The organism is Aquabacterium commune, from assembly GCF_004362855.1.
GTDB classification, from domain to species: Bacteria; Pseudomonadota; Gammaproteobacteria; order Burkholderiales; family Burkholderiaceae_C; genus Aquabacterium; species Aquabacterium commune.
Window position 1 is genome coordinate 1 of record NZ_SNXW01000010.1, and the last position, 15,712, is coordinate 15,712.

Here is a 15,712-nt window from a genome sequence, read left to right on the forward strand (position 1 = left end):
ATTGCTGTTCCTGCTCCATCTGATGCTCCTTGCATGAGATGGGTGGGGAAAATTCAAATGCCACAAGTGGGGATTATTGGCCGACCACTGACACCGTGCTTGATGAGCTTGAGAAAGCCATTCAGCTTGAGCTGAAAAAAGATCAGGAGCCGTCGCAGCTTACGTTGTTCTCTGAAGACGAACGAACACAACTCAGGCGCGACACCGCCGCACTGGAAGCGCGTCTTGCCCGCATTCCAGCCGAGCGCCAGCAGGAGGCTGAAGCCATCGAAACCCGCTACGCCAAAATCAACGACCGCACCTTTCCGGTCGCGGTCATCTTTCTGGTGCCTGCATCTGCCGTTCAAGGAGATGCCGCATGAGTGCTCCCAGCGTGCATGACGGTTGGCTGTCGCTGATCGAGATCTCCGGCCCTTTCCTCGCCGTTCCCGTTCTGAAGGAATCCTTTCCACAAGGGCTGGAGGAACTGGATGCCACCAAGCGCAAACGGCTGCGCCAAGCCTACGAGGAATGGCGCGAAGCGATGGAGCTGGAAGACTCGCAATTCGCTGAGTTGCACGTGGCTTGGATCGACGAGGTGCTGTCGCGTGGCCTTGAGCTTGATGAAGACGGCAAAGGCGACGTTCTCAAGCGAGCCGACTGGTGCACCGCCAATCTGCAGGCCATCTTGCCCGAACATGGCGTGACGCTATCGCCCGATCTTGCGGTAGTCGACGAACAACGCGCCAACAAGCCACTGCTGCTGATCCAACACTATGCGCAAGATATCGACATCAATGCCACCCTGAAGCAAGACGGCTGGGCCGCCACGCCCGCCGATCGCATGGTTGCCATGTGTCGTTCACTAGGCTGTCGGCTCGGGCTGTTGACCAACGGCGAGCGCTGGATGCTGGTAGATGCCCCGGTTGGTGCCGTCACCACCTTTGCCAGTTGGTATGCCCGCATCTGGAGCCAGGAGCCCATCACCCTACAGGCTTTCGTGCACCTGCTCGGCATTCGCCGTTTCTTCGTCGACGAATCCGAACAACTGCCCGCACTGTTCGATCGCTCCCTGAAGTTCCAAGACGAAGTCACCGACGCCCTTGGTGAGCAAGTACGCCGCGCCGTCGAGGTGTTAATTCAGACCCTCGACAAAGCAGACCAGGACCGAAACAGAGAGCTCCTGCACGGTGTCAAAGAACCCGAGCTGTATGAGGCCGCGCTGACGGTGATGATGCGCTTGGTGTTCCTGCTCTCCGCCGAAGAGCGTGGCCTGCTGCTGTTGGGCGACCAGCGTTACGAAGCCAACTACGCGCTCTCTACCTTGCGAATGCAGTTGCGCAAGGAATCCGAGGAAATTCTGGAGCGCCGCTGGGATGCCTGGTCGCGCCTGCTGGCGATTTTCCGCTCCGTGTTCGGAGGAATTGAGCATGAAAACCTGCGCCTGCCAGCCTTGGGCGGTTCGCTGTTTGATCCGGACCGCTTCCCCTTCCTCGAAGGTCGAGCCAAAGGCTCCAATTGGCGCAGCGATGCAGCCAAGCCACTGCCCATTGACAACCGCACCGTGCTGCTGTTGCTGGAGGCCATCCAGCAATTCCAAGGCCGCGCGCTGTCCTATCGCGCGCTGGATGTCGAACAGATCGGCTACGTGTACGAGGGTCTGCTCGAACGCACCGTCAAACGCACCGATGAAGTCACGCTAGAACTGGATGCCACCAAGAGCGCCAAGACGCCATGGGTCAAATTGGCCGAACTGGATTCGGCACGCTTGGATGGTGCCGCGCGACTGGCCGAGTTGCTGCAAGAGCGCTCCGGCAGTTCCGCCAGCCGGGTACGCAATGATCTAGCTGAGCCTGTCGATGACACCTTGGCAGATCGACTGCTGTCTACTTGCCAAGGCGACACCAAGCTCCGCGACCGCGTTAAACCCTATGCCCATCTGTTGCGCACTGATCCATGGGGCTATCCGCTGGTCTATCCCGCTGGAGCCTTCATCGTCACCACCGGTTCCGACCGCCGCGAAACCGGCACCCACTACACCCCGAAGTCCCTGACCGAAGCGATCGTCGCCGAAACACTCACGCCGGTGGCCTATGTCGGCCCGGCAGAGGGAACGCCGCGCGAGCAGTGGGCGCTGAAATCTCCCGCCGAACTGCTCGACCTCAAGATCTGCGACCCAGCCATGGGCTCGGGTGCCTTCCTGGTGCAGGCCTGCCGCTGGTTGTCTGACCGCCTCGTCGAGGCGTGGTCACAGGTCGAGGCAACGGGCAAAGCCGTGAGCGTGGATGGTGAAGTTCTGGATGCCGTATCAGCCAAGGAACCACTTCCCCGCGACAGCGAAGCTCGCACGGTGATCGCCCGCCGCCTCATCGCCGAGCGTTGCCTGTATGGCGTCGATTTGAACCCGCTGGCAGTCGAACTGGCCAAACTCTCGATCTGGCTGGTGACTCTGGCCAAGGGTCGCCCCTTTGGCTTTCTTGACCATAACCTGCGCTGCGGTGACAGCCTGCTCGGTATCCTCCGGCTGGATCAGCTAACTGAGCTCTCAATGACGCCGACCGGAAAAGGTCAACAGCGCCTGTTTGGGCAGAACATTGAGCGGGCGGTTCACGAGGCGATCGAGTTGCGGCAGCGGTTGCGCCAGATGCCGATCCGCGATATCCGTGACGTCGAAGCAATGGCGCGGCTGGATGCCGATGCACGCCAGAAGCTCGAAGTGCCGGAACATATCGCTGACGCTTTTGTTGGCGAAGTCGTCGCATCAGCCGGTAACGTCACGGCGCTGGGCGTGGCCTTGGCATCCCTGGCCATTCAGGCCGGGCAGGTTATTGACGGTGACTTAGGTGTCCTTGCTTCATTGCGCACGCGTTCTATCGCCGCGCTCTCGACAGAACTTCCAACCGAAAAGCCTGTGCGTAAGCCCTTCCACTGGCCGTTGGAATTCCCTGAAGTCTTTCAGCGTGATTTTCAAGGATTCAACTCAATCGTTAGTAATCCACCTTTCATGGGTGGATTAAAAATTAGTGGGGCTTTCGGAACCGGTTATCGCAAGTGGATTGACTCTCAATATCCTCACGGCAATGGTCGCGCTGATTTTTGTGCTTACTTCCTGCTGCGCTTCTTAGGGCTCGTGGGGCGCAGTGTTGGCACATTCGGAATGGTCGCAACAAACACAATTTATGAAGGTGATTCCCGTGAAACTGGTCTTGGATTTGCTATTCAAAACGGTGCAGTAATTTATCGAGCGACTAGAGAGCTTAAATGGCCTGGGCACGCAAGCCTCACGGTTAGCGTTCTGCACGTTGCACAGGCGTCAAGTTGGCTGGCTAGACCCGTTCTAGATGGTGTTTCTGTTGATCGCATTTCCCCCTCTCTTACTGATGATTTAGAGGCGACGACGCCACACAAGTTAGCAGCGAACAAGGGGAAGAGCTTTCAGGGTGCCAACGTTCATGGCATGGGATTTATCTGTGAGAATGCAGAGGCAGAAATATATCTTCAAAACCAAAACAACTCGGTATGCCTGTATAGGTTCATGATCGGTGACGATCTCAATAACGATTCTCTACAACAACCCTCAAGATGGGTTGTCGACTTCCGAGACCGCCCACTTGATGAGTGCGAAGCCAAATGGCCAGACTTAATTGAGAGAATTCGCTCATTAGTCAAGCCGTTTCGGGATACACAAAACGATAAGCGGGCTCGTGAAAAGTGGTGGTGTCACTATCGCCCTGCTGCATCGCTATATGCTGCAACAAGCAACATGGAGCATGTTTCTCGCAACGTGCGAAGTGACAAAGCATCTATCCTTTTCCTTTGTAAAGCCAGGGTGGGTAATATCATCCAATGTGGACGTGATCGCCCTTCAAGGGTACGAAAACTTTTCCGTTCTTCAATCATCCATTCACGATGCTTGGGCAAGGAGATGGAGTTCTCGTCTTGAGACGAGACTGAAGTATTCAAACGGCAATGCCTTTGAAACGTTTCCATTTCCGCATGACATTTCATTTCTTATGGACATTGGCGTTTCTTACCTATCCATCAGGGACGAACTAATGCGTCTCAACGGAGAGGGGCTCACAAAGACCTACAACCGTTTCCATGATCCAAGGGAAAAGTTTTCGCTTATCGAGTGTCTGCGACTGGCGCACCGAGAGATTGATCGAGCGTTGGCTGACGCTTACGGATGGGTCGATCTTGACCTTGGTCATGATTTTCATGAGGTCTCATATCTGCCGGAGAACGATCGCGTCCGCTTCACCATTTCGGAACCTGCTCGTATTGAAGCGCTTCGTCGGCTTTCGGAGTTGAACCGACAGCGTTACGAGGAAGAAGTCGCTGCAGGCTTGCACGGCAGCACCGCGAGCCGCTCAACGGCCCGTGCGCCAAGGGAGCGCCGTGCCGCCAGCGCCGACGCTGCGCAGCCTACATTCAATTTCGATGGGGACGCGCCAGCTACAAAGCACACGGCCGACCCAGCTGCCGCTATCTTGAGTTTCCTGGCATCACGCATCGGCTGGCACGCCAAGGCAGATGTTCTCGCCGCCACCAGCATCACTGATGGCCAGTGGAACGCTGCGATAACCGATCTGGTTGCAGGCGGAAAAGTTGAACGCCAAGGTGAGCGGCGCGGGGCACGGTACCGAGCGACAGCTGCGGTGGGGGCTGCGCAATGATGCCCCAGGCCTGGTTCGAGATGGCTGAAATCCGCCGTCGAAAGTTTGCAGCATCAGCCTGGATACCGCTGAGAGCGGTTCAGCCAATCTGCGAACAGGGAAATCGTTGCCATCTTGGGTTCAAGGATGAGTTCTTTGGCGCTGGCTCGCTTGCCGTTCCTGTTGCGCTCAAAGACAAGGCAACCAAGCTTGGTTGGTCAGATGTTGGCATCAGTCACGAACACCGGGCCTGTGTCGACGATGACAGCATTGACATTGCCGCGCTGCAAGAGATCGCTGCGCCACCAAAGAGCGAGAAGTGGGGCTCACTCAAATCGCTTGAGAAGGTTCTGGCGACGGTTTGCTCACCAGAGGAGGCACGCCGTGCTCTTACGCCACTGGTAGGGACATACCAGCTTCGTCTTGCAGACGCACATTTGCCGGGGAGCGAGCTAGCGGAAGCGATAAAGCTGGCTGGCATTGACGGTTCAAGCCCTGCACTACATCAGGGACAAACGCTGATTGCGAACTGTGCCAGTGCTGCGATGGCGATTGCTACGTTGCTCGAACGCCTGATCAAGAGCGAAAACGACAAAGGGAATAAGAATGGCTGAAGCCAACCAACAGAAATCACCGAACGCGTGGATCGCCATTGACCATGGCCTTGCTAGCGATCTAACGCTTGCACCCTACACGTTGCAGCTAAAGGGCGAGCGTTCGCTGTATCAAGCCATAGCTGATGACGATTGGGTGTTGATCCTGAACACCACTGGCCACATCACGCGTGTCGGACGGGTACTGCGGGTTCGCTCTGATCTGGAAACCACCACGATCTACTTCGATCGCATGCTGTTGGTCGATCCGGCTGTTCCGCTTGGCCCTACGTCGCTCACCCCGCCTTCGGCCGGTAGCGTTGGCCGGATTCAATGGACAGACTTCCTGGAGTCGCTCCACAAGGCATTGCAAAAGACCATCGCAGAAGTGCCGACCATTGAGGATCAGGCCTATATCCGCGAACTGCTGCAATTGGCTGTGATGGACGACCTGCTCGGCCCCGCTGGCGGCCCCCGTGAACGTATTGTCGACATGGGTGTGCGTGACCGCTACCTGGTTGGCAAACTGGCCCCGCGGGAGGCCGCACAGGGCGGCGTCGAGGGGCTGGACGGGCCACTGGCCAATGACGACGCCGAAGAGCCCACAGAGGCCAAGGCTCCCGGACGGCACGAGCCGGGTGCGGAGTTTGGAACGGCCACCGGGCGTGTGGAGCCGGAGTCGGATTCGTCTGACGAAATTGATGCCGCCAGCAACCAGTCGCTGGTACCCAGCAGCCTGGGAATGACCTTCTGTGTGGATGGTGACGCCGATCGGATCGAGATCGAGGCGCGCTGGGGTCGGTACGAGCGCAGTGACGAGCACGAAATATTCCGCACCCGCAAGAACAAGGAAACCGGTACCGACGTGCAGACCAAGGCTAAGGTCTGGCAACGCATTCCTTGTGGCGGCAAGATTGTGCTGCCGCTGACCGAGGGCGTGATTCCGCATCAGGCACCTGACAACGAGTTTCCTGAAGTTCGTGTGCAGGGTTCCATTCGGGCTAAGAACGCCAATGGCGATCGGCTGGTCACGCTGTTCCTGGTGAATGCACAGGAAGAGCCCGACACCAACCGCGATACGGCGTGGGTGTTTCAACCCGAGCTGATCGTTCGTTCGGAGAAGGATGCCGCCAAGCGCGCCATCTTCCGGCGCAGGCCAGTGCTGGACGCTGACGGCATGGACCCTGAGCGTGAAGCGTTGGAGATGATCTACCGCAACCGCGTCGAGTTCGCCGTGGGCCATGGGGTTGCCGTCCATGCCGAAACGGCAGAGGACGTGACACTGGCCACCGAGGTGCGCACCACGGTGATGCCGCAGTACGAGGTGCAGGTCACAGAGACGCCCGGACTTGATCCGAGTGATCGCCCGGCGATGCGCGAGATGGTCAGCAGCGGTTTGCTCGATATGCAGCGGCTGGCGACTTTGGATATTGATCCGCTGGTCGATGCCCTGAGCATGCTGACCAAGGACTACGCCGCATGGATTGATGAACAGCGGGCTCGCGTCGGGGCAGAGGTGACCGGCTATGACACCCAGTCGCAACAGGCGATGGACCGATGCCAAGAGATCCACACTCGCCTGCAGCAGGGCATCGACACGCTGAAAGGCAATGAGAAAGCGCTGGCCGCCTTCCGGTTTGCCAACCGTGCGATGGCGACGCAACGGGTGCGTAGCCAATACGCGCTGGCCATGCGTCGGGGCGAGGATGTCAACATCGACAAGTTCGACGTGCTGAAGAACCGCAGCTGGCGTCCATTCCAGTTGGCGTTTCTGCTGCTCTCGATTCCGTCACTGGCAGACCCAAGCCATCCGGATCGCGTTGAGCCTGTCGAGGCCTACGCCGATCTGTTGTGGTTCCCCACTGGCGGCGGCAAGACCGAAGCCTATTTGGGCGTGGCGGCCTTCACCATGGCCATTCGGCGCATGCAGGGCAATCTTGGCGGGTACGACAGTTCACGCGGTTTGGCCGTGATCATGCGTTACACCCTGCGCTTGCTGACGCTGCAACAGTTCCAGCGCGCAACGGCTTTGATTTGCGCCATGGAAGTTTTGCGCCGTGAAGCGCTGGATAGGGGCGACAAATCTCTCGGCACGGAACCCTTCACCATCGGCCTCTGGGTTGGCAACAAGGTCACGCCAGGTACAACCGAGGACAGTCACCGCGCCATTGAGGATGTGCGCAACCCCGGCAAATACAACGCAGGAGCGGCATCCCCCGCGCAACTCACCAGTTGCCCTTGGTGCGGCTCGGAAGTGGCCCCAGGGCGCGACGTGGAGGTCGACAAAGGCTCTGGCCGAACCTTCGTCTACTGCGGCGACAAGAAAGGCCGCTGCGATTTTTCCAAGGGCAAGTCCAGCAAGCTGCCGCATCCGGGGATTCCGGTGCTGGTGGTCGATGAGGAGATCTACCACCGCCCACCCACGATGATGATTGCCACCGTGGACAAGTTTGCCATGATGGCGTGGCGTGGTCAGGTGCGCACACTGTTTGGTCGGGTAGGCCAGGAATGCGAGCGCCACGGCTTGCTTTGGCAAGGTGCCGATTGCAACGGCAATCACCAAGCGGGCAAGGGCTTCCCTTCATCCAAGGTGAAGGTCATCAACCCGATTCGCCCGCCTGACTTGATCATCCAGGATGAGTTCCACCTGATCAGTGGGCCGCTGGGCACCATGGTGGGTTTGTATGAGACCGCCGTGGATGAACTGTGCGGCTGGATTCTCAATGACAAGACAGTCAAGCCGAAGATCATTGCCTCCACGGCGACAGTGCGCAAAGCCAAGGAGCAAGTGAACAACGTCTTCATGCGCCGTGTTTCGGTGTTCCCCCCGCATGGACTTGACGTGGAGGACAACTTCTTCTCCGTGCAACGACCGATCGAAGACAAACCGGGACGGCGTTACCTCGGGGTGTGCTCCCCTGGCAGTTCGCGCCCCGCGATGTTGATCCGTGTCTACACCGCGTTCTTGACGGCAGCACAGGAACTGTTCGATCACTTTGGCGAACCCGCTGACCCGTACATGACCATGGTCGGCTACTTCAACTCTCTGCGTGAGTTGGGCGGTATGAAGCGGCTGGCAGAGGACGACGTGCAGACTCGCGCCTATCGCGTGAAGATGAGCATGGTGGACAGGCCAGGGTTAGCCCAGCGGCGGATGCACGCTGACAGCATCAAAGAACTCACGTCCCGTGTTTCGAGCCAAGACATCCCCAAGTACCTCGACAACTTGGAGGTCAAGTTCAAGTCCGAATTCGATCCTGATACTGGCAAGTATGTGACCCGTTGGGGCAAAGGTGAGACTCACGCCATTGATGTGGTTCTGGCGACCAACATGCTGTCCGTGGGTGTTGACGTGCACCGGCTCGGGCTGATGGCCGTGAACGGACAACCTAAGGGAACCGCAGAATACATTCAGGCCACCAGCCGTGTCGGGCGTTCCTTCCCCGGCTTAGTCTGCACGGTGCTGACGTGGGCTAGGCCGCGCGATCTCTCTCACTACGAGACCTTCGAGCACTACCACGCGACGTTCTACAAGCACGTTGAGGCGCAGTCTGTCACGCCATTCTCACCGCGTGCGATGGACCGAGGTTTGACAGGCGCGATGCTGAGCTTGATGCGTCTTGAGAACGATGTCTTCAGTCCGAACGAAGGCGCGGGCCAACTGAGCATGTCCAACCAAGCCGAGATGACGGATGCTATCAAGATCTTGGCGACTCGCGCAGGCAACGTCGCTGAAGACAACTCGCGCAAGCAGTTGGCTGAGACTGAGTTGAAAGAGCGCGCAGACGAATGGGCGAAAGAAGTTAGCAAGGGTGGCCGCATCTTGGCGTATGAGAAACGTGGCCCCGAAAAAGACAGAACCGTTGCATTGATCAAATCGCCCGGGCTTCAAGCTTGGGACAACTGGACCGTGCCGATGTCGATGCGGGAAGTGGAGCCCGGCGTGCGCCTGATCATGAACACGAGCCATATCTCGGACGACCACGATTGGAAGCCTCGTCCCGTAGCTAAGGATGAGGATTGAACATGATCATCAACAACAAAACACCAGTCGGAGAAGTACGCCCGAGCCAATTGCTTTGGACGTATGGGCCAGGCGCATTGATCGACCTGCCAAGCCTGTCTGTGGTCACACTCGGTATCGACCGATGGGAGAAGGACCGCTGCCAGCCGATACAAGAGGCACGGCTGCTTGCTGCCGTTCGGAAGGTTCTAGGGGTACAGGTCGAAAACCTGCGCATGCCGCCGTTCCAGAAAAGCGAGCTCGTTGACGTCTGGTCAGCCGAGGCCAACATCGGTGTGCCCGTGCTACCTTTTCCGCGCTGGATGCGCTGCGTGAAGTGTGGCCTGCTGTCGCCCTTTGATGCGGGCCTGTTTGAAATCAAGGAGAACCGCTTCAGGCCAGAGAGAACTCGCTTTGTTCACAAAGGCTGCCGTGGCTCCAAAGGAGACCAGCCTGCAAAGGACGCGGATGCTGTCCCCGCTCGTTTCCTGCTGGCCTGCCGTGACGGTCACCTTGATGACTTTCCTTGGCACTACTTCGTCCATGGCGGCAACAGTTCGTGCAAAGGCACGCTGCGCTTCTTCGAGAGCGGTGCGTCATTGCAGACGGAAAACCTGTGGGTGAAGTGTGACACCTGTGGAGCTTCGAGAAGCTTGGCGCACGCCTTTGGCAAGGCAGGAAAAGAGAACCTGCCGGGTTGTCGAGGGCGACATCCGCATCTTGACCACTTCGACCACGAATGCGGAGAGGAAGCGCGCGCGGTTCTGCTGGGTGCCACAAACAGCTGGTTTCCGATCACGCTCTCCGCGCTCGCCATTCCTCAGACCAAAGACCCGCTCAGTCAACTCATCCAGGACGGCTGGGAGTTTTTCGAAGACCTCGATTCCGAAGGCGAGGTGTCGGTAACGGTGAAGACCTTGAAGAAGACCGGAGCGCTGCCTGGAATCGACAAATATCCGGCGGCGTCAATCTGGTCGGCGATTGAGGCTCACCGCAAAGGTGGCGGACAGGATGTCGTGGGTGAGGCCGACATCAAAGGGCCCGAATGGACTGTGCTGACAGAGGCCAACCCGCCCACGGACTACCCGCACTTCATGAGCAAAAAGGTCGGCACCCCACAGGGATTTGGTGGCCATATCAGTAGAGTCTTGCTCCTTGAGCGCTTGCGCGAGGTGAATGCTCTGCTGGGCTTCACTCGGGTCGAAGCACCCGAAGAATCCGGCGACCCGAATGAACGCCCACAGATGGCTAGTCTGACGCGCGGCAAACCCGAATGGGTGCCAGCCAACCAAGTTCATGGTGAAGGGATCTTCATCCAGTTCGATGAGACAGCGCTCGTCAAGTGGGAAGCTCTACATGGCGTGAAGAAGGTCGACCAGATGCTCCGTGGTGGCCATAAGGGATGGCGTAATTCGCGGCATCTCGACCCAAACGAGGGCTACCCCGGCATTCGCTATGCAATGCTGCACACGCTGTCTCACTTACTGATTCGCGAGCTGGCTTTGGAGTGCGGGTACAACGCCGCGAGCATTCGCGAGCGCATCTATGCCGATACGTCGGGCGACAGCCCGCAGGCAGGCATCCTCATCTACACCGCAGCAGCAGATTCCGACGGTACGCTAGGCGGTCTCGTTGATCTTGGCAAGCCAGAAAACCTCGGCCGCTTGCTGGAACAAGCGCTGAACCGTTCGAAGATCTGCTCGTCTGATCCACTGTGCTCAGAACATGACCCCGAGAAAGATCGCTCATTGCATGGAGCTGCTTGCCATGCGTGCTCTCTAGTGGCCGAGACCTCGTGTGAGCGGGGCAATCGCTATCTGGATCGAGCGCTGCTCATACCGACACTCGAACGCGACGATGCAGGTTTCTTCAAGGGCTTCTGACATGGATGAACTGTTGAACGCCATCGCAGCCTTGGTCTCTCTGGTTTCGCCAGAGAAGGTAAGGGGAATTGCAGCTCGTGTTCGTGGGGTCGATGCCAGCAAGGCCACGACGACATTGCCGAGCGTGGTCGGAACCCCGTTGGCCAGCACTGTGGTCGAGCAACTTGCGGCAGCGTGGCAAAACACCAAGGTCAGTTCAGACGAACTGGCATCGATGCTCATCGCTGCCAGCTACGTTTACACCAAAGCAGCTTCTGAGCAATCAACGGAACTCGTCTGGACTGGCCCGACGACACCATTCGTATCGGCTCGTCGAACTGAGCAGGCGCTTTTGCAGGTCATCAATGCGGCTGAACAGTCTCTGTTCATCACCAGCTTTGTGGCCTACGACGTGTCAACCATCGTCAAGGCACTGAACGCAGCAAATGATCGCGGTGTCGCCATCTCAATGCTGCTCGAATTGTCCCAAGATCATGGCGGCAGCATCACCTTCGATGCGATAGGCAAAATGAGGACGCTGGTTCCGGCCGCCAAACTCTATGCTTGGCGCGACAAGGCTGATCCGTTTTCCGACGGGCGCGTCCACGCCAAAGTCGCCGTCGCAGATGGAAAGACATGCTTCATCACAAGCGCCAATCTGACCGGATTTGCGATGGAGCGCAACATGGAAGCTGGCGTGCTAATCGTCGGCGGACAAGTACCCATTGCACTTGATAAGCACTTACAAGCATTGATCGCAATGAAGGTCGTCGTGACCGCATAAATCAACTACCCCTCGACCTCACCCAACGCGGGGATAACATCAGCGCGCGGCATCCAATCACGCAAACCCATGGCTATTGATCTAACTCTATTGGGCTCGAAACTGGCTAAGTACCGAGGACAACTGACGGAGTCGGTTGCCGAAGTTGCCGGAGCCACAGGCATTGATGCCTCGCGACTGACGTTGATTGAGGCAGGCAAGGCCGAGCCGACAGGAGACGAGATCTTGATACTCGCAGATCACTATCGCTGCGACTTCAAGTTCTTCATCTCAAATGACCAAGTTGCCCCATTCGAGCAAACTGAAACGCTCTATCGAGCGCACGGAAACGACTTCACCAAACAGGACCGGAGAGCGGTTCAGGACTTCCTTTACCTCTGCGAGACCGAAGCCTTTCTGATGCAAGAGCTAGGCATCCAGACCCTAGCCTTTGAGTTCCAGCCCAAAGGGGGCTACTTCAAGGGACAGGGGGAGGAGGCTGCCGCCCGATTGCGAGCCGCACTTGGGCACGCCGATCGTGCCGTCCCACGCGACATCTACGAAGAATTTCGACGCGTCGGAGTTCATGTCTTTCGGCGGCAACTAGGGAACTCGAACATCTCTGGGTTGTTCATCATGCATCCAGTCGCGGGCCCGTGCGCGTTGGTCAATTTGAGCGAGGACATCTACCGCCAGCGATTCAGTGCCGCCCACGAAATGGCGCACGCAATATTCGACCATGCCCACGGTGCGAGCGTCTCATACGAACGACCCGGTCAAGGAGACATGCTGGAGACACGCGCAAACCGATTTGCCTCTTGCTTCTTGATGCCACCCGCGTTCCTAGCCAATCTTCCGTCGCCCGATTCATGGTCTGACGAACAAGCCCAGCACTGGGCCAACGAACTGCGTGTTAGCTGCATCGCTCTGGCCATTGCACTCAAAGAAGCTCAGTTGATCAGTCAACAAACTTATGACCGTATTCGCAAGCTGCGGGTGCCCAAAGAGTCAAAAATTGATCCTGAACTGCCAAGCAGTTTGAACGAACGGCAGCTGGCACAAAAGTCACATCTTCTTGAGCTTGGCCTGTCCAACTTCTATGTGGGACTCTGCTTTGATGCATTTAGCCAAGGGGTCATCAGCATTGGGCGACTCGCTGAAGCACTGCTTTGCAGCCAAGGCGAACTTTCCGAACTAGCAAGCCTGTATGGCCGAAAGTTGCAGGGCCATGGCCATTGATCCTTCCAAGTTCCATCCGATCAACGTGGCTGATACATGCTCGGTCTGGAACATACTTTCTTCGCCACGACTACACAATGCAGCCAAGGAGGCACGATGCAATTTTTGCCTGACCAGCTTCGTTCACTACGAATGCCTGATCAAGCCACGCAAGGCGCCAACAACCAACGAGGTTGAGTTGATGAACAGGCTGAAGCTTGAGCAACAGCGTGGTGGCTTTGCTCCTCATTCGTGCGACATAGCTGACCTTCAGACGATCAAGCTGCTTGAAAGCAGAAAGCGCCTAGGCAAGGGTGAGCTGTCGTCGATCGCGTTCGCGATGAAGATCGGTCAAGCCGTCATTACAGACGACATGAAAGCTCGAAAGCTATCAACGGATTCTGGCCATCAGCTTACACAGACCACACCGCATCTGTTCGCCTGGCTACATTTTTCCGGCTACCTTGGCGACTCGGATAAAACGACTGTGATCTCGCAGCATACGGCCATGGACAGGCCTCTCGGCCCACACCTTGAGAACGCATATGTGATGGCCTTGCAATGCAAACGCAACTCCGTCAGCACGAGCAACAATGACGACGGAAAGCTCTGACGCTAAGAGACCGATGGTTGGAGAGGGTCACACCTCGTCCAACAATGCTGGGGTCGCAGCCAAGTCTGAGTCAATTCCTGATGAACTGAGAAGGCTGGCCGACGAGCACTTCTCCGCCGTGGTCTCAAAATTGCCGACAGACCGAATGGAGCGCTTTTTGTTCTTCGTTGAAGTCGTGCGTGCTAATGACTATTGGGGCGTTTTCGCTCAGGCATCAATTGAAACGCCAGAGTGGCAATTCGACATGATGCAGTGGGGATGGAACATGGCTGTTGCCACGCTATTCGAGCCCGTTGAGGTAGTCGGGGCATTCCCAATGATGCGGAGTACCCAAGAAACTAGAAGAATTGCGATCGGCTTCCTCCAAGATCTCGGGAAGGTATCCCTGCTCCGTAGGCTTTCAGATATGGCCCATTACGGAATAGTTGGAGTAGAAAGGCAGGATGATTTTTTGGAGATCAAGGTGTCGTCCTATGCAACTGCCCAGTTTGCAGATGTGAAGGAGATGGATCAGCTTAGACTGGCAGAAACGAGGATCAGATCAGGCGACACGCAATGGCAAGTCGTAAGTATGAGAGAAGCGGAGAAAAATCCCACGAACGCAATGGCGTTTTGGGCAAAAGCAAACTCTCCTGTGAAACGTTGGTTAAAGCCTGACATAGAAATTGAAAAACTGATCCTCACACTTGTCCGTCCTTGGGAAACCAAGTGGGGAACAATGGTTGCGTACGGCGCCTACATAGAAGTTGACAAGCACTTCATGGCAGAAGCCTTGGAATTGGCAACTGGATGGAGAGCGTCGGCAGGACTTCACCCTGATGCCAAGCTCGGTTCAATCACGGGTGCTGATGTGGCAAGTGTCATGGTGGCGTTGATAAGCCTGCATTTAAAGCACGTCTATTCTGTGGTCATTGCAGCAAAGCACTTCAAAGAAATCTCTATTGCGCAAAGCTTAGCCATTTGGGGGCCGCGTCAAGAACTCGAAGAGTCGATATCTCTCATGAGCGGCCTTTCTAAAGCGACTGTTCACGCAGTTTTCGACGTTATTGCATTGACTGCTGATCGGGCCAAGCAAATGGCCAATCACTCCACTCCCTTGATGCCACTGCTCTTCGACCTAGGAAATGGCTTTGTTCTTCGTCCTGTGGCATCCCTGACGCGCAATCCATTCACTGCCGCAACAACTTTGCACCGCTGGGAAGATCCTCGCTCAACCAATGCTATTGCAGCAGATCGTGAGAGTTGGATGAGGTCTGACCTCTATGGACTGTTCAAAGGCAATCGCTACAAGTGCATTCTTGGAAACATTAAATTGCGATGCGGACCCACTGTTGTGACCGACGTTGACGCGGCTGTTTATGACACCTGTACTGGCGAGCTTGGGATTTTCCAACTGAAGTGGCAGGACTACTCGACAAGCGACGTCCGTCAGCTTCGCAGCAAGGCGTCAAACCTCGCTGCAGAGTTGCAAAGTTGGACTCAAGCGACCCAAGAATGGATCAGTACAAATGGATTTCGGTCATTAGAGCAGTCATTGAGACTCAAGCCCAAGCGCGGCGAAATCATCCGAAGCGTCTACCTGTTCGCAATTTCTAGATCCGCAGCTCGCACTCAAGGGTACGGGATCCCGATCAATCCACCCCAACTGGCCATCTCGGTATGGGCCCAGTTCATGCGAACTCGCACTGATGTTGGCCCATCACCAAACGTCCTACAAGATCTGCACAAGCGGCTCATAGAGGAACGCGAATCGACATTAATAGCTGAGCCAATTCCAGTTTCTATTCAACTTGCGGGAAAGACTGTGCACATTCACAACTTATGGAATCGCTGGGACAAGAGCGCAGACGAAGCACCAACACCCAGCGCAGGTATGCACTCTTTCTGAATCGCGGCCACCATTGAAAGCCGAAAGGGCCAGGGCTCTGTAGACATCAGTTTACAGAGCCTTAGTTCACAACTTTATTGGTTGGGAAGCACCGATAGTTCGCAACTTTATTAACCGGTTCTCAACTTTATTCTGAGC

10 protein-coding genes are annotated in these 15,712 nt (G+C 56.7%); all 10 read left to right on the forward strand.

The genetic code is table 11. The features are described 5' to 3' along the window. Window positions 1–29: 29 nt before the first annotated feature. The 10 genes from EV672_RS15165 to EV672_RS15205 all read left to right on the forward strand — a co-directional run bounded on the left by EV672_RS15165 (window position 30) and on the right by EV672_RS15205 (window position 15,574). Entirely contained in the window at window positions 30–362 is a 333-nt protein-coding gene (locus tag EV672_RS15165) for a hypothetical protein (protein ID WP_243738719.1), read from the forward strand. After that, window positions 359–3,922 carry an Eco57I restriction-modification methylase domain-containing protein gene (locus tag EV672_RS15170; RefSeq protein ID WP_243738720.1) on the forward strand — a complete coding sequence of 1,188 codons (3,564 nt, stop codon included), beginning with the start codon at window positions 359–361 and terminating at the stop codon, window positions 3,920–3,922. Before EV672_RS15165 ends, EV672_RS15170 begins: the two co-directional genes overlap by 4 nt. Then, a complete protein-coding gene (locus EV672_RS19115) occupies window positions 3,816–4,655 on the forward strand; it encodes a type IIL restriction-modification enzyme MmeI (RefSeq protein WP_341770493.1) in 840 nt (279 codons plus the stop codon). The genes EV672_RS15170 and EV672_RS19115 overlap by 107 nt, the downstream gene beginning before the upstream one ends. 20 nt (window positions 4,656–4,675) lie before the next feature. Then, window positions 4,676–5,248 (forward strand): hypothetical protein, encoded by a 573-nt coding sequence (locus EV672_RS15175; RefSeq protein ID WP_133610712.1) that lies wholly within the window; start codon window positions 4,676–4,678, stop codon window positions 5,246–5,248. After that, complete coding sequence (drmA, locus tag EV672_RS15180; protein WP_133610714.1) at window positions 5,241–9,251, forward strand: DISARM system helicase DrmA; 4,011 nt, start codon at window positions 5,241–5,243, stop codon at window positions 9,249–9,251. The genes EV672_RS15175 and drmA overlap by 8 nt, the downstream gene beginning before the upstream one ends. 2 nt (window positions 9,252–9,253) lie before the next feature. Beyond that, on the forward strand, window positions 9,254–11,113 hold the full coding sequence (gene drmB / locus EV672_RS15185) for an MrfA Zn-binding domain-containing protein (RefSeq protein WP_133610716.1): 1,860 nt from the start codon (window positions 9,254–9,256) through the stop codon (window positions 11,111–11,113). A 1-nt stretch (window position 11,114) separates the two neighbouring features. Continuing rightward, window positions 11,115–11,876 (forward strand): DISARM system phospholipase D-like protein DrmC, encoded by a 762-nt coding sequence (gene drmC / locus EV672_RS15190; RefSeq protein WP_133610718.1) that lies wholly within the window; start codon window positions 11,115–11,117, stop codon window positions 11,874–11,876. A 69-nt stretch (window positions 11,877–11,945) separates the two neighbouring features. Then, complete coding sequence (locus EV672_RS15195; RefSeq protein ID WP_133610720.1) at window positions 11,946–13,094, forward strand: helix-turn-helix domain-containing protein; 1,149 nt, start codon at window positions 11,946–11,948, stop codon at window positions 13,092–13,094. After that, entirely contained in the window at window positions 13,084–13,686 is a 603-nt protein-coding gene (locus tag EV672_RS15200; RefSeq protein ID WP_133610722.1) for a hypothetical protein, read from the forward strand. Before EV672_RS15195 ends, EV672_RS15200 begins: the two co-directional genes overlap by 11 nt. Next, complete coding sequence (locus EV672_RS15205) at window positions 13,667–15,574, forward strand: hypothetical protein (RefSeq protein WP_133610724.1); 1,908 nt, start codon at window positions 13,667–13,669, stop codon at window positions 15,572–15,574. Before EV672_RS15200 ends, EV672_RS15205 begins: the two co-directional genes overlap by 20 nt. Window positions 15,575–15,712: the final 138 nt, after the last annotated feature.